This window comes from Mesorhizobium sp. M2E.F.Ca.ET.219.01.1.1, assembly GCF_004016445.2.
In the GTDB taxonomy this organism is placed as follows: domain Bacteria; phylum Pseudomonadota; class Alphaproteobacteria; order Rhizobiales; family Rhizobiaceae; genus Mesorhizobium.
In genome coordinates, this window is record NZ_SADT02000001.1 from 1117903 (window position 1) to 1139578 (window position 21676).

Consider the following 21676-nt stretch of genomic DNA (forward strand, 5'->3'; position numbering starts at 1 on the left):
ATTCATTTGACTACCCGCTGTCGGGCCGATTAGCTTTCGTGTGGGGTGAGGGCCGGCAAAACCTTGCCGTTGGGGCGAAAGACATAAGCGATGAACGCGATCGGCTGGCCGAACTGGAGGCGCCTCAATCAGGAAGGCATCGTCTTTGCCATCGCCATCCTTTTGTTCGCCGCCGCTGCGCTGGGCCTGCCCGGGTTCCTGACCGCCGACAATCTGGTGGCCATCGTCCGATCCGTCTCGGTGCTCGGCATTCTGGCGCTCGGCATGGCGGTCGTCATCATCGGCCGCGGCATCGACCTGTCGGCAGTGGCGATCATGGCGATGTCGGTTGCCTGGTACCTGCAACTGCTCAACACCGGCACCTCGGACGGCCTGGCCTTCGCCTATGTGCTGGCGGGCGTTTTAGCCATCGGCCTGCTCAACGGCTTTCTGGTCGCCTATGCCGACGTTCCGGCGATCTTCGTCACTTTGGCCACTGGCTCCTTCGTCTTCGGCTATGTGCGCTCGCAACTGATCACGCAGGATGCCGTTCCCGTGCCGCAGGGCCATTGGGTGGAACTGCTCGGCGGCGTGCGCTTCCTCGACATTCCGGTCGAGGTTTTCGTCTTCGCCGGACTGGCGTTCCTGGTCTTCCTGTTCCTGCGCTACACCAAATGGGGCCGCTTCATCTACTTCGCCGGCGACAACCCGGTCGCGGCGCGCAACATCGGCATTCCGGTGCGCCCGATGCTGGTGCTGCGCTACGCGCTTTCGGCCGTGGTGGCGCTGATCGCCGGCCTGCTCACGGCGGCCAGCCTGCATTCGATCAACACGCGCGTCGTCAATTCGACGCTGCTCTACGACATCGTGCTGGTGGCGGTGATCGGCGGCATCGGCCTGTCCGGCGGCAGGGGCGGGGTGCGCAACGTGCTGGTGGGGGCGGCGCTGATCGGCATCCTGCTCAATGCCATGACCATCATCGACATTCCGCTGCTCTATCAGAACCTGATCAAGGCGGCGATCCTGCTGGGGGCCATCATCGTCGACGGCATCATCAATCCGCGCGACGAGCAGACCGCGCAGCAGGGCGACATTTAGAGCCGATGGGCTGGCCCATCTTGCTTTGGGGTACCCGGAGCGATCGCGACGATCGCGCGGCAATGAAAACCGAACCAGAGGATGTGACATGAGACTACTCAAAACATTGATGGCCGCCGCCACGGCGCTCGCCGTTACCGCCTTCGCGGCGCCGAGCTTTGCCGCCGACGATCCAGGCCCGGCCGCCTATGCCAAGGCGCTCAACGGCAAGCGCGTCATGCTGGTGCCGCTGGCGATGGGCTTCGACCTGGCGCAGGGCTGGGCGCATTACCTGAAGAAGGAAGTCGAGGCCTGGGGTGGCACGTTCGAGACCCGCGATCCGAACTGGGTTGTCGATGCCGGCGCGCAGGCGATCACCGATGCCATCGCTTCCGACACCCGGCCGGATGTTCTGATCATCCACGCGCCTGACCTCAATTCCTACTCCAAGCTGATGAAGAAGGCGCAGGCTGCCGGCACCTATGTGATCCTGGTCGACAACCCGGCCAACTTCCCGGCCGATGCCTTCGTCGGGAGCGACTGGGACAAGCTCGGCCAGCTGGAAGCGGAAGCAGCGATCAAGGGCTGCGGCGAGAATTCGTCCAAGAAGATCGGGCTGGTGCAGGGCGACCAGGCGAACTCGTCGAGCCTCTACCAGTATGCCGGCATCATGAAGGTGCTGGAGAAGCATTCCGACTTCCAGGTTGTCGCCAAGCCGGATTCCAACTGGGACGCGACCACGTCGCGCAATGTGACAACGACGATGCTGCAGCAGCACCCCGACATCTGCTCGATCATCGACTTCTGGGACGGCGACGCCACCGGCGCTTCGGCCGCGATCCGCGACGCCAAGCTCGATGGCAAGGTGTTCCTGGTCACCACCGGCGGCGGCGAGAAGGCGGCCGACTGCGACAAGCTGAACGACGGCACCTATGGCGCCGTGGTGATGACCGATCTTGCCCGCCAGTCCGGCGACATGAACGCCATCATCAAGTTCCTGCTGCAGAGCGGCCAGCCGGCCGGCACCTCGCACACCTACATCTACACGCTGGAGAAGGCGACGACCAAGGCCGACCTCAAGCCCGACAGCTGTTGGGACCTGAAGGCGCTGCAGGCCGAAGCGGCGGCGAAATAGACAGCGCGTCCGGATGGTATCCACGAGGTGGCCGGATCACCCCGGCCACCTCTTTTCCCGTTGCCACTTCTTTCCCGCTTGAACGACAGCCGCAGCCGATGACCTTTCGTGAACGCCTCCAGGCCTGGCGCTACAATCTCGTGCCCGACCATCTGATCGGCGAGATCTTGACCAAGCGCTGGACCGACAATGCCATTCCCTTCCTGGCGCTGGTGGCGACGCTCGGCGTGTTCGGCTCGATCATTCCTGGCTTCTTCAAGCTGACCTCGCTGCAGGAATCGACACGCCAGCTCGGCGAGTTCTCCCTGGTGGTCATCGGCATGACCGTGGTGATGCTGGGTGGCGGCATCGACCTCTCGGTCGGCTCGATCTTCGCGCTGTCCTGCTTCTCCGCCGTCTATGCCTTCTTCATCCTCGAACAGTCGATATGGCTGGCCCTGGCCGCCGCGTTGGCCACCGGCCTCGTCTTCGGCGCCATCAATGGGTACCTCGTTGGGTATCTCAGGCTGCGCGCCTTTCTCACCACCCTGGTCACCTTCATCTTCGGGCGGGCGCTGTTCGACATATTGGTCAGCACCTATGCCGCCGACGTGCAGCTTTCCCAGGCTTCGTCCGACGTGCTCGACTTCATCGGCGACGGCACATTCTGGGGGCTCTCGGTCTCGGTCTGGCTGGCCGTCATCCTCGCCATCGTCACCCACATCGCGCTGACGCGATCGCGACCGGGCTGGCATGTCCTGGCGGTGGGCGGCTCTCGCCGCTCGGCGCACAATGCCGGCATCCGCGTGCGCCGCACCGTGTTCATGACCTATGTCTTTTCCGGCTTCTGCTCATCGATCGGCGGCTTCCTCATCGCCTGCCGGCTGAGCGGGGCGGGCCCGGGCACCGGCCTCAACCTGGAAATAATGGCGTTGACGGCGGCAGTGGTGGGCGGCGTCAGCCTTGGCGGCGGGCGCGGCTCAGTGGTCAAGGGCCTGATGGGCGCCATCATCGTGCTCACCATGACCAATGGCCTGATCCGGCTGGGCTACGGCACCGGCACCAACCAGATGGTGCTCGGCATCCTGCTCGCGGTCGCCGTCACCATCGACATCCGCTGGCTGAAGAACCGCCACAAGGTGCTGAACGAGGTCTATGTCGCGCCGGTCTATCTCAAGATGGGCGAGACGCAATCGGCCGCGCCCGGCTCCGGCACGCCTTACGAGCTCGACAACCGGCTCTCGGCGGCGGACCATATAGGGCTCGGCGAGCTGGAAGGTCCTGAGGACGTCATCCTCGATCGCGACGATCATCTTTATTGCGGCACGCGCCATGGCGAGATCGTTCGCTTCTTCGCGCCCGACTACAAGCGCTCGGAAGTCTTTGCCCATATCGGCGGCTTTCCGCTGGGTCTTGCCTTCGACAAGCAAGGCAATCTGATCAGCTGCGTCGGCGCCATGGGGCTCTATTCGGTCTCGCCGGAGCGGGAGGTGAAGCGCCTCTCGGCCGAGACGGCGCGCTCCTGGACCTCGATCGTCGACGATGCGCGCCTGCGCGACCCGAACGATTGCGACATCGCGCCGGACGGCCGCATCTATTTCACCGACTCGACCAAGCGCTATGACGCGCATGATTGGGCGCTGGACTCGATCGAGAACCGCGCCACCGGACGTCTGCTGGTCTACGACCCGAAGGACGGCTCGACGAAGACGCTGCTGGACGGCTACCGCTACACCAACGGCGTCTGCATGGCGCATGACGGCAAGTCGCTGTTCTTCGCCGAGAGCTGGGCCTGCCGCGTGCATCGCTACTGGCTGGAAGGGCCCAAGGCCGGCACCGCCGAATGCGTCATCCGCGACATGCCGGGCTATCCCGACAACATCAACCGCGCCTCCGACGGTAATTACTGGATGGCCTGGCTCGGCATGCGCACGCCGAGCTTCGACCTGTCGCTGCGCCACCCCGACATGCGCAAGCGCATGACGCGGCGCCTGCCGCAGGACGAATGGCTGTTTCCCAACATCAACACAGGCGGCGTGGTGAAGTTCAACGAGAAGGGCGGCATCGTCGAGACGCTCGGCGATCTCTCGGGCAACGCGCATCCGATGGTCACTTCGATGCGCGAGCACAAGGGCTATCTGTTCGTCGGCGGCATCCTGAACAACCGCATCGGGCGCTACAAGATTTCGGGCGCCCACCCGAACTGGACGAGCCCCGCTTCCTATTGGGGAGGCAAGCCATGATCCTCGATCCGATCCTGGATGTCTTCCGCGGCAAGGCGGTCACCATCCCGCCGCTCGACGGCGCGTTCCGTCCCAACACGCGGCTGGACGATGCGCCGGCCTTCGCCGAATTGAGCGAGCCGGACAATCTGCTGGCGGCCGACGGCCGGCTGCTCGTCTCCAGCGGCAACGCCGTCCTTGCGGTCGCGGCCGGTTCCGAACCGGTCGTGGTCGAGACCTTTCAATCCTCCGTCGCCGCGCTGGCCCTGTCACCATCAGGCGATCTGACCGTCGGGCTCGAAAACGGCAAGCTACTGATCGCCGGCAAGGAAGTCTCGTTGTCTGCCGAAGTCCGGTGCATCACCGCGCTTGCCTATGCCAGTGACGGCACGCTGTGGCTGGCCAATGGTTCCGCCGAGCATGCGCCGTCACAATGGGCGGCCGACCTGATGAAGAAGGGCGCGTCCGGGTCGCTGTGGCGCTGCGGGCCGGGGGGTATCGGCTTCCAGCGGATCGCCGGCGACGTCGCCTTTCCCTATGGGCTTCACCCGATCGGCAACGACGTGCTGGTCAGCGAAAGCTGGCGCCACCAGCTTGTCCGCTTCGACGCCGCGAGCGGAAACCGGTCGACGGTGCTGACGCATCTGCCCGGCTATCCCGCGCGGCTTTCGCCGGCCGGCGACGGTGGCGCTTGGCTGACGCTGTTTGCGCCGCGCAACCGGCTGATCGAATTCGTGCTGCAGGAAACGCATTATTGCCAGGACATGATCGACCAGCTGCCGCCGGCCTATTGGATCGCGCCGGCGCTGGCTTCCAACCGCAGCTTCCTCGAGCCGCTGCAATGCGGCGGTATCCGCACGATGGGCATCCACAAGCCGTGGTCGCCCAGCCGCTCCTACGGGCTCGTCGTGAAACTCGACCGGACCCTGCAGCCGCAATTCAGCCTGCACAGCCGCGCCAACGGCACGCGCCACGGCATCTGCAGCGTGGCCGAACGGGATGGCCGCCTGTTCGTCGCCGCGAAAGGCGGCGACTGCGTGCTGGCAATCGATACGGGAGGTTTCTGATGGAACCGATCGTCCGACTGGAAAACGTCACCAAGACCTATCGCGGCGTGCCGGCGGTAAAGAACGTCAGCTTCGATCTGAGGAAAGGCGAGATCCACGCGCTGCTCGGCGAAAACGGTGCCGGCAAGTCGACGCTGACCAAGATCATCGCCGGCGTCGTCGACGCGACTTCGGGCAAGATGTTCCACAAGGGCGTCGAGACGGCGTATGCGTCACCGCATGCAGCACTTGAAGCCGGCATCGCCATGGTGTTCCAGGAGACCAGCCTGGTGCCGTCGATGACGGTGGCGCAGAACCTCTATCTCGGCACAGAGAAGTTCCTCAACCGGTTGCGGGGCACCTACATCTCGGCGCAGCAATTCCTGCAGTCTTTGAACTTTCCCGTCGACCCGAATGCGATGGTGGCGACGCTCGGTGCCGCCAAAAGGCAGATGGTGGAGATCGCGCGCGCGGTCCACCACAATGCCGAGATCATCATCTTCGACGAGCCGACGGCGACGCTGACGCCGGAGGAGAAGCGGCACTTCTTCGCGCTGATCCGCCGGCTAAAGGCGAGGGGCGTGTCGATCGTCTTCATCAGCCACGCGCTGGAAGAGGCGCTGATGATCGCCGACCGCATCACCATCCTGCGGGACGGCGAGCTTGTGATCACCGACGAGACATCGGCCTTCGACCGCGACAGGATCGTCGCCGCCATGGTCGGCCGTTCGCTGTCGGGACAGATCTACCGCCAGCGCGACGAGGCGAAATTGCGCAAGGCCGGCAAGAAAGTTCTGTCGGTGCAGGACATCTCGATGAGCAACATCGTTCGCAACAATTCCTTCTCGATCTTCGAAGGCCAGATCACCGGCGTATTCGGGCTGATCGGCTCCGGCCGCACCGAGACGTTCAAGATCGTGTCGGGCATCTACAAGCGCGACTTCCTGCGTGGCGGCTCGATCGAGCTCGACGACAAGCCGGTGCGCTACCTCGTGCCGGCGGAGGCGGTGGCCGACGGCATCGTCTACGTCACCGAGGACCGCAAGAGCGAAGGCATCTTCGAGACGATGGGCATCGCGGAGAACCTGTTCGGCGGGCTGCTCGCCGCCGGCCGTGAAAAGGCCTGGGTGATCAACCAGCAGGAGATGCGCCAGCTCTCGGCCGAATGGACGAAGACACTCAACATCAAGGCGATCAACGACAATGCGCGCGTGGTCGAGCTCTCCGGCGGCAACCAGCAGAAGGTGGTGATCGGCAAGGGGCTGGTGCAGCAGCCGCGCATCGTCATCCTCGACGAGCCGACGCGCGGCGTCGATGTCGGCGCCATCGCCGAGATCCACCAGATCATCAACCGGCTGGCCGACGAAGGTCTCGCCGTCGTCGTCATCTCGTCCTACCTGCCCGAGATCATGAACCTGTCCGATCGCATCCTGGTCTGCCGGCAAGGCCGCATCGTCGAGGAGTTCTCGCCGGCGGAGGCGACGGAGGAGAAGATTATGTATGCGGCGGTGCATTAGGATGCTGGCTGGTGGCTACTTCGACAATTTGCCGAATCGTCGATCCCTTCGTCATCCACGGGCGGAGCAAGAAGCGAAGCGACGCGCGCAGACCCGAGGATCCATGCCGTTACCTTCGCCGTATGCGCAGCTGCCCAGAATTCTGCTCCGCTGCACCCTTCGCGCGAGGTCACGGCATGGATTCTAGGGTCTGCGCTGCGTCGCTTCGCTCCTTGCTCCGCCCTAGAATGACGAGGCTGAGGTGCTTCGACGGCCTATGCGGCAGTGTGCTGTTTCGAGCTAAAAACTGAATCGGATAATCCGCTTAGCCGTCTATGCTCGACACTTGATTCAAAGACCTGATCCACCGATTCAACGAAGGGATGTTCCATGGCCACCACAAAACTGCTCAGCGATGCCGAGGTCCAAAAGATCCCGGCGGTGAAGGCCGTGTTCGACGATATTCGGGCGACGCGGAAGTCCGATTTCGTCAACAATTTCTGGCGCGGGCTGGCCAACGATCCGGCAGCGCTGAAGCGGGTGTGGGAGCAGCTCAAGGCTGTCATGGTCGCCGACAGCGCCATCGATCCGCTGACCAAGGAAATGATCTATATCGCGGTCTCGACCGCCAACGGCTGCTCCTATTGCATTCACTCGCATACGGCCGCCGCGCGGGCCAAGGGCATGACCGACGCGCAGCATGGTGAATTGGTGTCGATCATCGGCCTCGCCGGCCAGACCAACCACCTCGTGACGGCGATGCAGATTCCGCTCGATCCGCAATTCGAGGTGAAGTGAAGCGCCGACTTTCCCTTCTCCCACAAGGGAAGAAGGAAGAAGCCGCGTTAAACCGGCCGGTAAACTCTCTTCGCCGTATTCCAGAAGATGTCCGCCTCGGCTTGCGCGCCGTGCCTGGCTACCGCCGCGCGGTGCGCCTTGATCAGCTCGGCATGGCTGGTCCAGAGTTTCTCGATTGGGAAGTTCGAGCCGAACATCAGCCGGTCGCTGCCGAGGATTTCGATCGCGTTGTCGACGATATAGGCGATCAGTTCCGGGTCGTTGCGGTGGACGAACGTGCCGAGTCCCGACAGCTTGGCGTAGAAGTTGGGCGCTGCCGAAAGCGTGCGGAGACCCGCCTTCCATGCTTCCGTGGTTTCGGGCTCCATGCCGGTCAGCATGCCGGCATGGGTCAGAACGAAATTCGTCTCCCGGTTCTCGCCGACCAGCGTCAGCCCGTCCTTCATCTGCGCGGGAAAAAGCTGCAGGTCGAAGGAGAGGCCGTAATCCTTCAGCCGCGCCACATTGGCACGCACCTTCGGATCGATCACCTGGTCGGCCGAGGCGGCGAAGCGGAAGGCGGGCGTCTCGTGCCAGTGCAACTGCATGCGCACGCCGCGCAGCAGCTGGTATTTCATCAGCCGATCGATCTGCGGGCGGACGTCGTCGACCGTCATGTCGGCATAGCCGACGATGGCGTGCGGCCAGCGGGTTTCTTGCGCCGTCTTTTGCAGGAAGGCGACTTCCTTCTCGAAATCCTCCTTGGCCCAGTTGGTCTGGACATAGACGGCCTTCTCGACGCCCGAGCCTTTCTGGTCTTCGAGGAACTCTGTGATCGGGTAATCGCGGCGGATCGGCTCGTAGGGGCCGAAGATGCGCGGCACCATCGGGCCGACCAGCCAGGGCTGGTCCTTTTGGCGCCAGATGTGGAAATGCGCGTCGATGGCTTTCTGCATCACGATACCCTTTTCCAAATGGTCTCGGCCGCAGGCGCTGGGCGGGCGAGCGACAGGATGAAGTCGGACAGGCCCTTCAGCGACGAGCCGTCGACCAGATCGTCAAGCACCGGCAGGATGGCGCGAAGTGCGGCCGTCGCCGGGCGAAAGCGCGGATCGCCGGCGAGCGGCGTCGCCAGCGACAGCCGGAAGGCGCGGGCGCTGAACCGGCGCATCGCGATCTCCAGTTCGGCATGGCTGCCACGTTCCAGGCCATCGGAGAGGATGACGACGCAGGCGCCGCGCACGAAGGCGGAGAAGCGCGGCACGGACAGGAAGGCGAGCAATGTCGGCCCCATGCGGGTGCCGCCGTCCCAATCGTCGACGAGCGCCGCGGCGCGGGCGAGCGCCTGCTCGCGATCGCGGATGCGCAGCGCCGAGGTGATGCGGGTGAGGCGGGTGCCGAAGGTGAAGACTTCCGCGCGATCCGCGCCTTGCACCGCCGCGTGCGCCAGCTTGAGATAATCGGCGGTATGCAGCTTCATCGACCCGGAAACGTCGATAAGCAGGAGCAGTTTTCGCGCCACCGTCTGCCGGCGGCGCAGCAATGGCGAGGGGATGTCGCCGTCGGCGCTGACGATTTCGCTGAGCGAGCGGCGAAGGTCGAGCGTGCCGCGCGAGCGAGTGCGCACGGTGCGGAAGGAACGGCGGGCGGGCAGGGTGGCGGCGAGCTTGCGGCGGAACTGGCCGAGACCATCGGCGTCGCCCGGGAAATCGCGGCTGCTCAGTTGCTCGAGTGCCGAGGAGAGTTCGCCGCCTTTCTCCTGGCGCGCGATCTGGGTCTCTTCCTCGCGCGTGCCGCAATCGTCCATGACGCGGGTTTCGTCGTCCTCCTCGCCTTCGGTCATAGGCTTGGCGTCGCCATAGAAATAGGCGCGGAAATGCGCCTCGAATTCGCCGCGACGGTCGGGCGAGGGAGCAAGCGTGGCTAGGGCTGCCTCATGGATGTCGTCCATGGAGCGCGGGCCGAGCAGCGTCACCGCCTGCATGAAGCTGGTGGTCTGTTCTGGGGCAATAGGAAAGGCGTGATCACGGAGCAAACGGGCGAAGCCGAGAAAAGGGGCGGCGGCAGGGCGCAGGTTTTCCGGGCGCCTCATTCCTTCACACCCCCCTCTGTCCTGCCGGACATCTCCCCCGCAAGGGGGGAGATTGGCAGTTTCGACGCTTCGCTCGATGCTGCGACGTTGAGGTTTGGCGAAAGCCCGCGTGACGTCCGATCTCCCCCCTTGCGGGGGAGATGGCCGGCAGGCCAGAGGGGGGTGCTGTCCCGCCAGCGCTGCGCATTGGAGCTGAGGTATCGCGCTAGCGCGTTGCGATTGCTCATCACGCCAGCGCCTCCTCGACAATCCTCCCCAGCTCCGGCGCAACTGCCGACAGATCCTCCTCGTCTTTGATCAGCACGCCAATGGCCCGGCGGAAGGCTTCCGGCCACGGGCTCCCGCCTTTTTCGAGGATGGTCGCGGCATTCGCCCATTCGACGGCTTCGGCGATACCCGGCGGCTTGGCAAGGGGCCGCGCCCGGATCTGCTGCACGGCATTCGCCACGGCTCGCGCGGTCGCCTCCGCAACATGGCCAGAGCGCAGCATGATGATCTCGGCCTCGCGCTGGGCGTCGGGGTAGCCGATCCAGTGATAGACGCAGCGCCGGCGCAACGCCTCGGCCAGCTCGCGCGTGCGGTTGGAGGTCAGAATGACGATCGGCTGCGTCGCGGCGCGGATCGTGCCGCGTTCCGGAATGCTGATCTGGAAGTCGGAGAGGAATTCCAGAAGCAGCGCCTCGAACTCGTGGTCCGAACGGTCGATCTCGTCGACCAGCAGTACGCGCCGTTCAGGTGCGCGCAACACCTGCAGCAGCGGCCGGGCGATGAGAAAACGGTCGTCATAGATGTCGATCTCGTGCTCGCCGGCATGGCGGATGGCGAGCAATTGCCGCTGGTAGTTCCATTCATACAGCGCATGCCCGGCGTCGATGCCTTCGTAGCATTGCAGGCGCACCAGTTCGCGGCCGAGCAGTTCGGCGACCGCCTTGGCGGCCTCGGTCTTGCCGACGCCGGGTGCGCCTTCAAGCAGCAGCGGCTTGCCGAGCCGGATCGCCAGGAAGATCGCGGTGGCGAGGCTGTCGTCAGCCAGGTAGCGCGAGGCGGCAAGGCGCGCGGCTATCGCCTCCGGCGAAGCCGCGACCGCAACGGCGTCGGCGTTGGTCATCTCTCCCTCAGCCCGTGGTCTGCGCCTTCAGCGCGCGCAGGATGCGCTCGGGCGTGATCGGCAGCGTGTCGATGCGCACGCCGACCGCGTCGAAGACTGCGTTGGCGACGGCCGGGATTTGCGGGTTGGCGCACATCTCGCCCGGACCCTTGGCGCCGAAAGGACCGTCGGCGGAGGGGCGCTCAAGTACGATGATCTCGGTCTGCGCCAAATCGCCGGGGCCGGGCATCAGATACTGGTTGAAGTCGGTGCCGCCATGGTCACGGTTCGGATAATAGGGCTCAGTCGTCTCGTAGAGCGCGTGGCTGATGCCCATCCAGGAGCCGCCGACGAGCTGCTGCTCGACCATTTTCGGGTTGAGCGCGCGGCCGATCTCGAACACGTTCTTCACCGTCAGCACCGTCACTTCGCCGGTTTCGTCGTCGACCTCGACCTCGGCCACGGTGCAGGCGTGGGCGTAGCAGGTCGAGGGCTTCATCGCGCCGGTTTCCTTTTCCGGATAGGAGCGCGGGATCAGGAACATGCCGCGGCCCGAGATCGAGCGGCCGCGCTTGAAATGCGCCGACAGCGCGACATCGAAGATCGAGATCGATTTCTGCGGCGCGCCCTTCACCTGGATGTTGCCCTGGCCGTCGGTTTCGAGGTCGGAGGCGTTCACCTCGAGTTCCTCGGCCGCCACTTCCAGCATCACCTGCCGCGCCTCCTTGGCCGCCTGGATGACGGCGTTGCCGGCGCGGTGCGTGCCGCGCGAGGCAAAGGTGCCCATGCAGTGCGGGCCGGTGTCGGTGTCGGCGGTGTCGACGACGACGCGGTCGGTCGGCACGCCGATCGTCTCGGCGCAGATCTGCGCCATGATCTGCTTCATGCCCTGGCCAAGATCGACGCTGGAGAGCGTCACCATGAAATTGCCGGTCGGCGTCGAATGGACCAGCGCCTGCGTCGGGTCGCCGCCAAGGTTCATGCCGGTCGGATAGTTGATCGCGGCGACGCCGCGTCCACGCCGGATCGCCATCTCAGGCTCCCTTCCTGTAGGAGGACATCGCCATGTATTTCTCCGCCACCGGCCAGTTGGCGGCGCGCGAGGCTTCCTGCATGCATTCGATCAGCGCGGCGCCCTCGGTCGGCTGGCGATGCGCCTTCATGTCGCCGTCGCGATAGGCATTGATGAAGCGGAATTCGAGCGGGTCCATGCCGATCAGCCGCGCCAGCTTGTCCATCTGCACTTCCAGCGCGAAGTCGCCGATGGTGACGCCGAAGCCGCGCATGGCCGACGAAGGCGTGCGGTTGGTGTAGACGCAGTAAGTGTCGATCCAGACATTCGGGATCGTGTAGGGCCCGGGATAATGCGCGGCGCCCTTCTGCGCGCCATATGGGGAATGGCGCGAGTAGGCGCCGGCATCGGTGTAGCCGGTCACCTTGCGCGCGACGATGCGGCCGTCCCTCATCACGCCGTCCTTGATGACGACTTTCTCGGCCGCGCGCGGCGAGGAGATTTGCATCTCCTCCTCGCGGCTGTAGACGAAGGAGACCGGGCGTCCGGTGAGCTTGGCGCCGAGAATGGCGATCGGCTCGACGATGACATCGACCTTGCCGCCAAAACCGCCGCCGACCGTGCCGCCGACGAAATGCAGCTTCGAGCCCGGCATCTGCAGGATGATCGAGGCGTTGTCGAGGGTGAAGAACATCGCCTGCGTGTTGGTGTAGCAGGTGAAGCGGTCATTGCCCTCGGGCGCCACCACGCAGCCGGTCGTCTCGGTCGGCGCGTGCTCGATCGGCGAGGACTGATAGGATTGCTCGAGGATGTGGTCGGCCTGGGCAAAGCCCGCCTCGACGTCGCCGAAGCGCACCTTGCGGCACTCGCCGCTGTCATAGAGATAGTAGTTCTGGCCGTGATACTCGTTGACCAAAGGCGCGCCGGGCTTCAGCGCCTCCTCCATGTCGAAGACCGCGGGTAGCACCTCATAGTCGACCTTGACCTTGGCGGCGGCCTCCTGCGCGGCGCGCTCGGTCTCGCCCAGCACCGCCACCACGGCCTCGCCCTTCCAGCGTACCTTGCCGTCGGCAAGCACGGTTTCGTCCTCGGGACCGATCTGGATCAGGATCAGGATTGTGTAGACATTGTGCGGCACGTCCCTGGCGGTCAGCACGCGCACGACGCCCGGATGCTTCTCCGCCTCGGACGTATCGATGGAACGGATGCGGGCATGGTGGTGCGGGCTGCGCACCATCTTCAGATGCAGCATGCCCGGGAAGTTCCGGTCGGCGAAATAGGCGGTCTTGCCGGTGACATGTCCCGGCGAATCGAGCCGTGGGCGCGGCTGGCCGATCTCATGCAGGCCGTCCTTGCGGACATCGGCGAAATAATCCTTGCGCAGTTCCATGGCTCGTCCCCTCAGGCGGCGTTCTGCGAGTTGGCGCGCGCGGCAACCAGCACCGCCTGGATGATCGGCTCGTAGCCGGTGCAGCGGCAGATGTTGCCGGACAGCGCCTCGACGACGTCCTCGCGGCTGGGATTCGGCGTGCGGTCGAGCAGCACTTTTGCCGCCATGATCATGCCCGGCGTGCAGAAGCCGCATTGCGTGGCGAAGGCATCGAGGAAAGCGCGCTGCAGCGGATGCAGCACGCCGCCTTCGGCAAGGCCGGCGGTGGTCTTGATGTCGGCGCCGTTGCAGGTTTCGGCCAGCGTCAGGCAGGATAGCCTCAGCTCACCGTCGATGATGACGGAGCAAGCGCCGCAGGTGCCCTGGTGACAGCCGCCCTTAGGCGAGGTGTCGCCGATCTTGTCACGCAATGCGTTGAGCAGCGTCGTGCCGCTTTCGATGAATTCGGCTTTTTCAGCGCCATTGAGCGTGAATTGAACCGGGACCTTCGCCATTTTTCCTCCCTGCGCGCCTGCCCGGATGAACCGGACGGACGCGCGTCCCCACGGATGTTCAACCGAGCAGCAGCCGGCCGAGATGGACCGGCAGCACCTCGGCGCGATACCAAGCGCTGGCGATCGGGTCGGTGATCGGCGCGACGCCTTCGCCTGCGGCTGCAAGCGCCGGCGCGATTTCTCCCGGCGCGAGCTTGCAGCCGAGCAGCGCCTTCTCCGCCGCGATGGCGCGTATCGGCCGGTCGGCCATGCAGCCCAAAGCGATCCGCGCCGAGCTCACCGTGCCGTCGGCCGTGCGCTCAAGGACCACGGCGATGCTCAGCACCGACACACCCTTCGGCTTGACGCGCGACACTTTCAGGAAGCGGAAACTCTCCACCTTGGGCAATGCAAAGCCGACAGCGGTGATGATGGCGCGGCTGGTGTCGCGGCTCGCCAGGAAGGCCTCGATCGGCGTCTCGCCGTCTTCGGTGACGATGGTCGCGTCCAGCGCCAGCAAAGCCACGGCGAAATCGCCGTAGGGGGCAGGGGCGAACAGATTGCCGCCGACGGTCGCCATGTTGCGGATCGCCGGCCCACCGACGGCGCGCGCGGCCGGCGCGAGTGCGGCAAGCTCTGGATGGCGTGCGATCGCTGCCATGGTGACCGAGGCGCCTAGCCGGACGTCGCCGTCGGCAACAGCGATCCGCGAGAGGCCAGGATCGGTGACGCGGACAAGGCTGGATGTGGACACATCGCCTTCATTGGCAGCGCGGACCACCAGCGTGCCGCCGCCGAGATAGCGCGTGCCGGCGGCCTGCAAGGCGGCGTTCGCATCTTTCACGCTCGAAAAAGTCTGCAGCGCAAGCGACATGGCGCGATCCCGTCAGCTCTGGCCGGCGAAATGGGCTTTCAGGGCGTTGAAGCCGCCCTGAAAGACATTGGCGCCCATGCCCTCGGCCAGCTTGTCGGCGTCTTCCGGCGCGGCGTCGAAGCTCGCCGTCCATTCGGCATAGGTGCGGTTGCCGTCGGTGACGCGCCGTAATTGCAGGGTCGCCTTGTGATTGGTGAGCGGCTGCGGCGTTTCGAGGATGGAGTAGCTGACCAGGAAATTCTCGTCGGAGAAGTCGAGCAGTTTTTCACGCAATGTCGCGCCGCTGACCAGTTTGAAATTGCGCACGCAGCCGATCGTGGTGGCGTCCTTGCCGTCCTCGATTTGGCTTTCCACCATGCGCGGATGCCAACCGGGCAAACCGTTGAAGTCGCGGATGCGCGCCCAGACCTGCTCGACCGGCGCGTCGATGACGCTGGAAATGGTGACTTTCGCCATAGACTGGTTCCCCTGCAAAGACCGGGAGAAGGCTACGGCGGCTAACGAGCCGGCGCTTATCAATGCGTCTTGAGCGCGTATCAACTAGTCGGAAAAACAGGCGCCTCAGGCCGTCGCCCGCGCTGCTTCGCGGTAGAGCGTCGGCGGCACGCCGACATGGTCGCGGAAGAAGCGCGAGAAATTGCCCTGGGTGGTGAAGCCGAGATTGCAGGCGACCGAAATCAGCGGCTCCTGCGACCACTGCAGCTGGCGCACGGCTTCCTCCATGCGCAGCGTGTTCCAGTAGACGTTCGGGGTCAGGTTGGTCTGTTCCTTGAAGAGCGCAAAGAAATGCGGCCGGGAGAGCCCGACCGAACGGGCGACATCGTCGAAGGAGATGCGCTCGCAGACATTGGCCTTCATCAGCTGGATCGCCTTGCGGACACGGAAGTCGAGCATCGTGTTGATGCGCGCACGGGCTATCTGCGGCGACGAAGCGTCCGCTGCGTCGAGCACTGAGTCGATGAAACGCTCGATCTCGTAATTGGCGACGTCGTCGATGCTCTCATTGTCGGTCAGGTGATCGAGCAGGTTGGCCGCCGCCTTGTGCAGCCAAGGCTCCAGCGCGATCGCGGCCTGCGTGAACAGCGGCGCCGAGGAGGGCAGGTCGCGGCGCCGGCGCGCCCAATCGGGATCGATGTAGAAGGCGAGGAACAGGCCGGGCCTGCCGTCATGCGACAGCGCGTGGCTGTGCGGCTGGAACGAGTTGATGCCGGCCGCGGTCCCTGGTCCGAGCCGCACCGTCTCGCGGCCGATGGTCATTTCACCGGCCGTGCCTTCCAGCCAGATGATGAGATGCGCCTCGCCATGGGCATGGGTGACGAAGTCGTTGGCGACATTCAGCACGGAAACATGTCCGAACCGGCCCCAATAGAGCCTGATCGCGTCCGTCATGGGTATCGTTCCTCCCGCGGGCGACTGGCCTCCCTTCGCCTGCCCAAGGATAGTGCGGCCGGGGTGCGGCCGCGTCAAGGCAGGCGGACGCGGCGGAACTTGCGCACAAAGCGCCTGGGCGGATTTTCAGACTGAGCGATAGGGGCGGCGACACCTTCTCCCCTTGTGGGAGAAGGTGTCCGCGAAGCGGCCGGATGAGGGGTGCTCCAGGGAAAGCCAGCGTCTCACTCCGCTGGAACACCCCTCATCCGTCTCGGCGCTGCGCGCTGATCCACCTTCTCCCACAAGGGGAGAAGGAAGAAATAGGAGCTAGTCGCTGCGCCTGAAATTGCGGATGCGGTCGAAGAGCACCGCCAGGATGATCGCGCCGCCGATGAAGGTGCCTTGCCAGAAGGCATTGATGCCAAGCAGGCCCAGGCTGTTGCGGATCACCTCGATCAGCGCGGCGCCGACGATGGCGCCGAGCGCGGTGCCGACGCCGCCGGCCAGGTTGGCGCCGCCGATGACGGTGGCGGCGATGACCTGCAGTTCCATGCCGGTGCCGAGATTGGTGGTGACAGCACCCAGCCAGCCGGTCTGGATGATGCCGGCGAGCCCGGCGGACAGCGCCGAGATCATGTAGACGGCGACCTTGATCTGCTTGACCGGAACGCCGGTCAGCGTCGCCGCGTGCTCATTGCCGCCGATAGCGAAGATGTGCCGGCCGAACTTGGTCCAGCGCAGGATGAAGCCGGTGATCAGCGCCAGGATGATCATGTAGAGCACTGGGTTGGCGATGCCGAACACCCAGGCGCCGCCGCCCAGTGCCAGGAGCTTCTGGTGGTCCGGCCCGAACTGGAAGACCACGGTGTTGTTCGAGGCGACCATGGCAAGGCTGCGCGCGACCGAGAGCATGCCGAGCGTCACCACGAAAGGCGGAAAGCCGACATAGGCGATGAGCACGCCGTTGAAGGCGCCGATGGCGAGCGCGGTGACGATCGTGGCCAGGATGCCGATCTCGATCGAATAGCCGGCATGCATGGTGACGGCGAGCACCATGGAGCACAGGCAAAGCACCGAGCCCACCGACAGATCGATGCCGCCGGTGATGATGACAAAGGTCATGCCGAGCGCGACGATGGCGACGAAGGTGACGTTGCGGGTGATGTTGAAAAGGTTCTTCGACGTGGCGAAGGAATCGGTTGCAAAGGAGAGGAACAGGCAGGCGAGAATGACCGCGATCACCACCCAGAATGTCTGGTTGGCGAGGAGCCGCGACAGGAAGGTGTGCTGCTTCTGCGCGATCGTCTGGTCAAGGGTGACTGCCATTATCGATCTTTCCTGAGAGGTATGACGCTCGATCCACGCGATTACGCAACCTGTTCGATGGCGCCGGTGATCAGCCCGGTGACTTCCTCGGGCGAACTCGAGGCGATTTTCTTGTCGGCCACCTTGCGGCCGCGCCGCATGACGATGACGCGGTCGGCGACGTCGAACACGTCGGGCATGCGGTGGCTGATCAGCACAACCGCAATGCCCTGGTCGCGCAGGTGGCGGATGAGGTTGAGCACCTCGGCCACCTGCCTGACCGAGATCGCCGCCGTCGGCTCGTCCATCAGCACGATCTTGGCCTGCGACAGCATGGTGCGGGCGATCGCCACCGCCTGGCGCTGGCCGCCCGACATCTGCTTGACCAGGTCGCGCGGCCGCGTTTCGGACTTCAGCTCGGCAAAGAGCTGGCCGGCGCGCTTGTACATCGCGGCGTAGTCGAGGATGCGGAACGGGCCGACGCCCCGGCGCAGCTCGCGGCCGAGATAGACATTCGCCGCGGCCGTCAGATTGTTGCAGAGCGCCAGGTCCTGGTGGACGATCTCGATGCCGTGCTGGCGGGCCTCGGCCGGCTTGTGCATGACAATCTCCTTGCCCTCCAGATGCATGGTGCCATGGCTCGGGCGGAAATTGCCGGCGATCATCTTCACCAGCGTCGACTTGCCGGCGCCGTTGTCGCCCATCAGGCCGACGACCTCGCCGGCCTCCAGCGAGAACGAGACGTCGTTGACCGCCTGGATGGCGCCGAAATGTTTCGAGATGTTGGCGAGTTCGAGAACCGACACCAGCCTTAAGCCTCCCCATTTGTTGACGCAGCAGTTTGCCGGCTTGCCAGCAGCGCTTGCGTTCCGCCCGTCCATCTCCTCACGAACGGCACGATACATGCATTTAGGCAAAAGCCGGCAAAGCCGTCAATCAATTGTCTGACGATTAATTTCGAGACTCGACAAAAAATCGGTTTTGTAGGACAAATAGGAATTGACCGTCGGCGAAAAGCCGATATTAGCTAGCCTCGGAGGAATAATTTGCCCATCGAGCGCATAGGGCGGAACGGGGCAAATGGCTTGACGATCAAGGATTCGGCTGCGCCGGTATTGGGGCAAACGGATCGGCAAATGCTTATCAGCCCGGCCATGGACACGAGCATTGGGAAGATGCTCGGCATCGTTCTTGCGTATCCGGTCTGATCGGTGTGGCGGGCACGCGGTGTCCGTTTGTTTCAAGGGAGGACTGATATGAGGAAAACACTTTTGCTTGCCGCCGTCGCCGCGATGGCGTTGGGCGCCGGGCCGGCTTTGGCCAAGAAACAGCTCGTCATCGTCGTGAAAGGTCTCGACAATCCATTCTTCGAAGCCATCCATCAGGGCTGCGAGAAGTGGAACAAGGAGAACGCCAGCTCGGAATATGAATGCTTCTATACCGGCCCGGCATCGACCTCGGACGAGGCCGGTGAAGCGCAGATCGTGCAGGACATGCTGAGCAAGCCTGACACAGTCGCGATGGCGATCTCGCCGTCGAACGCGCCGCTGATCGCGCAGACGATCAAGAGCGCCAATCCGTCGATCCCGATCATGACGGTCGACGCCGACCTTGCCAAGGAAGACGCCGCCCTTCGCAAGACCTATCTCGGCACCGACAATTACCTGATGGGAAAGAAGATCGGTGAATATATCAAGAAGGCCAAGCCGAATGGCGGCACGGTCTGCACCATCGAGGGCAATCCGGCGGCCGACAACATCCTGCGCCGCGCGCAAGGCATGCGCGATGCGCTGACGGGCAAGGAAGGCCTGGCGGCACTTGCCGGCGAAGGCGGTTGGACCGAAGCCCCCGGCTGCCCGGTGTTCACCAATGACGACGGCGCCAAGGGCGTGCAGGCGATGACCGACATCCTTGCCGCCAACCCGAAGCTCGACGCCTTCGGCATCATGGGCGGCTGGCCGCTGTTCGGCGCCCCGCAGCCCTATCGCGACCTGTTCAAGCCGATGGCGGACAAGATCGCCAAGAACGAGTTCGTCATCGGCGCAGCCGACACGATCGGCGACGAGGTGGCGATCGCCAAGGAAGGTCTCGTCACCGCGCTGGTCGGCCAGCGGCCGTTCGAAATGGGCTACAAGGCGCCTGCGGTGATGCTCGACCTCATCGGTGGCAAGAAGGTCGACGATCCGGTCTTCACCGGCCTTGACGAATGCACCAAGGAAACCGCCGACACCTGCATCCAGAAGTAGGCTGCATCGGAACCGTCGAAAAAACGAGGGGGCGCCCACAAGGCGCCCCCTCGCTTTTTCAGGAATTGGCCTCAGATCTTCTGCTTAACGCCGTCCTTCGAAGGCATCAGGTCGACGCCGTTGAGCTTGCCGATATGGGTGGCGAGCATCGGCACATATTGCTCGGCGGGACCGGCGGCATGGGCCGTCGCAAAGGAATTCTTGGTGGCGTTGCCGAGCGGGTTGGCGATGCCGGCCGCGCCTGCCATCGACTCCAGATAGGTCAGGTCCTTGAAGGCATTGGCGATGGTGAACTTGTGCGCGTCGCGGTCACCCTCCAGAGTCCAGCGCATGAAGGTCTGGTAGAAGCCGCAGTCCATGCGGCCGTTGCGGATGACGCTGTCGAAGCGCGCCGGCGAGATGCCGACCTTCTGCGCCAGCGCCAGAGCCTCCGAATAGATCGCCGCATAGCCCAGCGAGACGAAGTTGTTGAGCAGCTTCATACGGTGGCCGTCGCCGGTGTCGCCGATATGGACGATCCGGCCGGCCCAGGTCTCGATCACTGGCTTCAGCCTGGCGAACACCGGGTCCGGCGCGCCAACCATGGCGTCGAGCGTGCCTTCCCAGGCCTCCTTCGGCGTGCGGCTGAGCGGCGCGTCGACATAATCGACGCCGAGCGCCTTGAGCTCGGCGGCCAGGGCCACGGTCGAGACCGGATCGGAAGTCGAGCAGTCGACGACGACCGACCCCTTCCTCAGACCTTCCTTCAGCCCGCCGGGACCGCGGATGATCGCCTCCACCTCGCGCGAGCCGGTGACGCAGATGAAGACGATGTCGGAAGCCGCAGCCACCTCCCTGGAGGTGGCCACTTCCTTGGCGCCGCGTCCCAAAAGGTCTTCCGCGGGCTTGCGGTTCTTGCGGCCAAGGAAGGTAAGCGGATAGCCCTTGTCCACGATGTTCTTGGCGATGCCGTGCCCCATCAGGCCTAGGCCGATGAAACCGATGTTCTCGCGGGCAGCGGTGGTGCTCATGTCGTCTCTTCCCTGTCTTTCGTGGTGATGGGCGCCCGCGCAGCGGGCATTTGCCGAGAAGGGTTCCGCGGATCGCGGTTGGCAAGCGATTGCGGAATATCCTATTGTCTGACAATACACATAATTCCTGAGCCTTGTGGAGAGTAAAATGACGAAGCGGATCATGTTCACCGGCGGCAGCGGCAAGGCCGGCCGGCATGTCGTTCAGTATCTGGTCGAACATGGCTGCCAGGTGCTCAACATCGACACCAAGCCGCTCGACAATCCGAAGGTACGCACCCTGATCACCGACATCACCGACAGCGGGCAGGTGTTCAACGCCCTGTCGAGCTATATGGGCCTGCACGAATTCGATCCGTCGCTGAGGGCCCAGCCGGTCGACGCCGTGGTGCATTTCGCGGCGATCCCGCGCATCATGATCACGCCGGACAACGAGGTGTTCCGGATCAACGCGATGGGCACCTACAACGTCATCGAGGCGGCGGTGAAGCTCGGCATCCGCAAGGTCATCATCGCCTCTTCGGAGACGACCTACGGGCTGGTCTTCGCCAACGAGCCGCGCAATCCGACGCATTTCCCGCTCGACGAGGACTATGACGTCGACCCGATGGACTCCTACGCGCTGTCGAAGATCGTCAACGAGAAGACCGCGCGGGCGTTCGCGCTGCGCAGCGGCTTCGACATCTATGCGCTGCGCATCGGCAATGTCATCGAGCCGCATGAATATTCGCTGTTCCCGAAATGGTTCGCCGATCCGGGTTTCCGAAAGCGCATCGCCTGGAGCTACATCGACGCGCGCGACCTCGGCCAGATCACCTTGCGCGCCATCGAGAAGGATGGCCTGGGCTACCAGGTGTTCAACGCGGCCAATGACGATACCTCGTCGGACCTGCCGACAGCTGAGCTTCTGAAGCGCTTTTATCCGGGCGTGCCGGTCAAGGCCGAACTCGGCGAATATGAGACGCTGCTCTCGAACCGCAAGGCGCGCGACATGCTCGGCTTCCGGCCTGAGCACAGCTGGCGCAAATACGTCAAAACGGCCTAAGGCGGGGCCAAGAGCCGGCTGATCTGTGCACATCTCAGCAGGTTGTGGCAAAGCGGGTTT

At 64.3% G+C, this 21676-nt stretch carries 21 protein-coding genes; 9 read left to right on the forward strand and 12 right to left on the reverse strand.

The window, feature by feature from the left end; genetic code table 11:
* Window positions 1-90: 90 nt before the first annotated feature.
* The 6 genes from EN862_RS05305 (at window position 91) to EN862_RS05330 (ending at window position 7732) form a co-directional block, all read left to right on the forward strand.
* Entirely contained in the window at window positions 91-1077 is a 987-nt protein-coding gene (locus EN862_RS05305) for an ABC transporter permease (RefSeq protein WP_127868683.1), read from the forward strand.
* A gap of 88 nt (window positions 1078-1165) precedes the next feature.
* Complete coding sequence (locus EN862_RS05310) at window positions 1166-2191, forward strand: sugar ABC transporter substrate-binding protein (RefSeq protein WP_127868684.1); 1026 nt, start codon at window positions 1166-1168, stop codon at window positions 2189-2191.
* Between the two features lie 98 nt (window positions 2192-2289).
* The gene (locus EN862_RS05315; protein ID WP_127868685.1) at window positions 2290-4413 is read left to right on the forward strand and encodes an SMP-30/gluconolactonase/LRE family protein; all 2124 of its coding nucleotides are present in this window, start codon (window positions 2290-2292) and stop codon (window positions 4411-4413) included.
* The gene (locus EN862_RS05320) at window positions 4410-5459 is read left to right on the forward strand and encodes a hypothetical protein (protein WP_127868686.1); all 1050 of its coding nucleotides are present in this window, start codon (window positions 4410-4412) and stop codon (window positions 5457-5459) included. Before EN862_RS05315 ends, EN862_RS05320 begins: the two co-directional genes overlap by 4 nt.
* Entirely contained in the window at window positions 5459-6955 is a 1497-nt protein-coding gene (locus tag EN862_RS05325) for a sugar ABC transporter ATP-binding protein (protein ID WP_127868687.1), read from the forward strand. The genes EN862_RS05320 and EN862_RS05325 overlap by 1 nt, the downstream gene beginning before the upstream one ends.
* Before the next feature lie 369 nt (window positions 6956-7324).
* Complete coding sequence (locus EN862_RS05330) at window positions 7325-7732, forward strand: carboxymuconolactone decarboxylase family protein (protein ID WP_127868688.1); 408 nt, start codon at window positions 7325-7327, stop codon at window positions 7730-7732.
* A gap of 47 nt (window positions 7733-7779) precedes the next feature.
* On the opposite strand, the gene EN862_RS05335 is transcribed toward EN862_RS05330, so the two are convergent.
* From EN862_RS05335 to EN862_RS05390, 11 genes are all read right to left on the reverse strand, one after another.
* The gene (locus tag EN862_RS05335; protein ID WP_189401071.1) at window positions 7780-8667 is read right to left on the reverse strand and encodes an amidohydrolase; all 888 of its coding nucleotides are present in this window, start codon (window positions 8665-8667) and stop codon (window positions 7780-7782) included.
* Window positions 8667-9803, reverse strand: a complete 1137-nt coding sequence (locus EN862_RS05340) for a VWA domain-containing protein (protein WP_127868690.1) — start codon at window positions 9801-9803, stop codon at window positions 8667-8669. The genes EN862_RS05335 and EN862_RS05340 overlap by 1 nt, the downstream gene beginning before the upstream one ends.
* 226 nt (window positions 9804-10029) lie before the next feature.
* The gene (locus EN862_RS05350; protein ID WP_127876786.1) at window positions 10030-10911 is read right to left on the reverse strand and encodes a MoxR family ATPase; all 882 of its coding nucleotides are present in this window, start codon (window positions 10909-10911) and stop codon (window positions 10030-10032) included.
* A gap of 7 nt (window positions 10912-10918) precedes the next feature.
* Window positions 10919-11923 (reverse strand): molybdopterin cofactor-binding domain-containing protein, encoded by a 1005-nt coding sequence (locus EN862_RS37325; RefSeq protein WP_127863145.1) that lies wholly within the window; start codon window positions 11921-11923, stop codon window positions 10919-10921.
* Between the two features lies 1 nt (window position 11924).
* The gene (locus EN862_RS37330; RefSeq protein WP_127863146.1) at window positions 11925-13292 is read right to left on the reverse strand and encodes a xanthine dehydrogenase family protein molybdopterin-binding subunit; all 1368 of its coding nucleotides are present in this window, start codon (window positions 13290-13292) and stop codon (window positions 11925-11927) included.
* Between the two features lie 11 nt (window positions 13293-13303).
* Window positions 13304-13786 carry a (2Fe-2S)-binding protein gene (locus EN862_RS05365; RefSeq protein ID WP_126059994.1) on the reverse strand — a complete coding sequence of 161 codons (483 nt, stop codon included), beginning with the start codon at window positions 13784-13786 and terminating at the stop codon, window positions 13304-13306.
* A gap of 58 nt (window positions 13787-13844) precedes the next feature.
* The gene (locus tag EN862_RS05370) at window positions 13845-14639 is read right to left on the reverse strand and encodes an FAD binding domain-containing protein (RefSeq protein WP_127863147.1); all 795 of its coding nucleotides are present in this window, start codon (window positions 14637-14639) and stop codon (window positions 13845-13847) included.
* Between the two features lie 12 nt (window positions 14640-14651).
* Window positions 14652-15095 (reverse strand): SRPBCC family protein, encoded by a 444-nt coding sequence (locus tag EN862_RS05375; RefSeq protein WP_127863148.1) that lies wholly within the window; start codon window positions 15093-15095, stop codon window positions 14652-14654.
* Window positions 15096-15200: 105 nt separating this feature from the next.
* Window positions 15201-16028 (reverse strand): AraC family transcriptional regulator, encoded by an 828-nt coding sequence (locus EN862_RS05380; protein ID WP_127863149.1) that lies wholly within the window; start codon window positions 16026-16028, stop codon window positions 15201-15203.
* A 309-nt stretch (window positions 16029-16337) separates the two neighbouring features.
* On the reverse strand, window positions 16338-17336 hold the full coding sequence (locus EN862_RS05385) for an ABC transporter permease (protein WP_042637227.1): 999 nt from the start codon (window positions 17334-17336) through the stop codon (window positions 16338-16340).
* Window positions 17337-17377: 41 nt separating this feature from the next.
* Window positions 17378-18121 (reverse strand): ATP-binding cassette domain-containing protein, encoded by a 744-nt coding sequence (locus tag EN862_RS05390; protein WP_095815741.1) that lies wholly within the window; start codon window positions 18119-18121, stop codon window positions 17378-17380.
* A gap of 279 nt (window positions 18122-18400) precedes the next feature.
* Here EN862_RS05390 and EN862_RS37335 point away from each other — a divergent pair, with 279 nt between their 5' ends.
* Window positions 18401-18523, forward strand: a complete 123-nt coding sequence (locus tag EN862_RS37335) for a hypothetical protein (protein WP_281035837.1) — start codon at window positions 18401-18403, stop codon at window positions 18521-18523.
* Window positions 18524-18571: 48 nt separating this feature from the next.
* Window positions 18572-19561 carry a sugar-binding protein gene (locus EN862_RS05395; protein ID WP_127863150.1) on the forward strand — a complete coding sequence of 330 codons (990 nt, stop codon included), beginning with the start codon at window positions 18572-18574 and terminating at the stop codon, window positions 19559-19561.
* Between the two features lie 71 nt (window positions 19562-19632).
* Here EN862_RS05395 and EN862_RS05400 read toward each other — a convergent pair whose 3' ends face one another.
* The gene (locus tag EN862_RS05400; RefSeq protein WP_348632066.1) at window positions 19633-20736 is read right to left on the reverse strand and encodes an NAD(P)-dependent oxidoreductase; all 1104 of its coding nucleotides are present in this window, start codon (window positions 20734-20736) and stop codon (window positions 19633-19635) included.
* Between EN862_RS05400 and EN862_RS05405 the strand changes: the two genes are divergently transcribed.
* Window positions 20720-21616 carry an NAD(P)-dependent oxidoreductase gene (locus EN862_RS05405; RefSeq protein WP_127863152.1) on the forward strand — a complete coding sequence of 299 codons (897 nt, stop codon included), beginning with the start codon at window positions 20720-20722 and terminating at the stop codon, window positions 21614-21616. The genes EN862_RS05400 and EN862_RS05405 overlap by 17 nt on opposite strands.
* The last annotated feature ends 60 nt before the right edge of the window (window positions 21617-21676 follow it).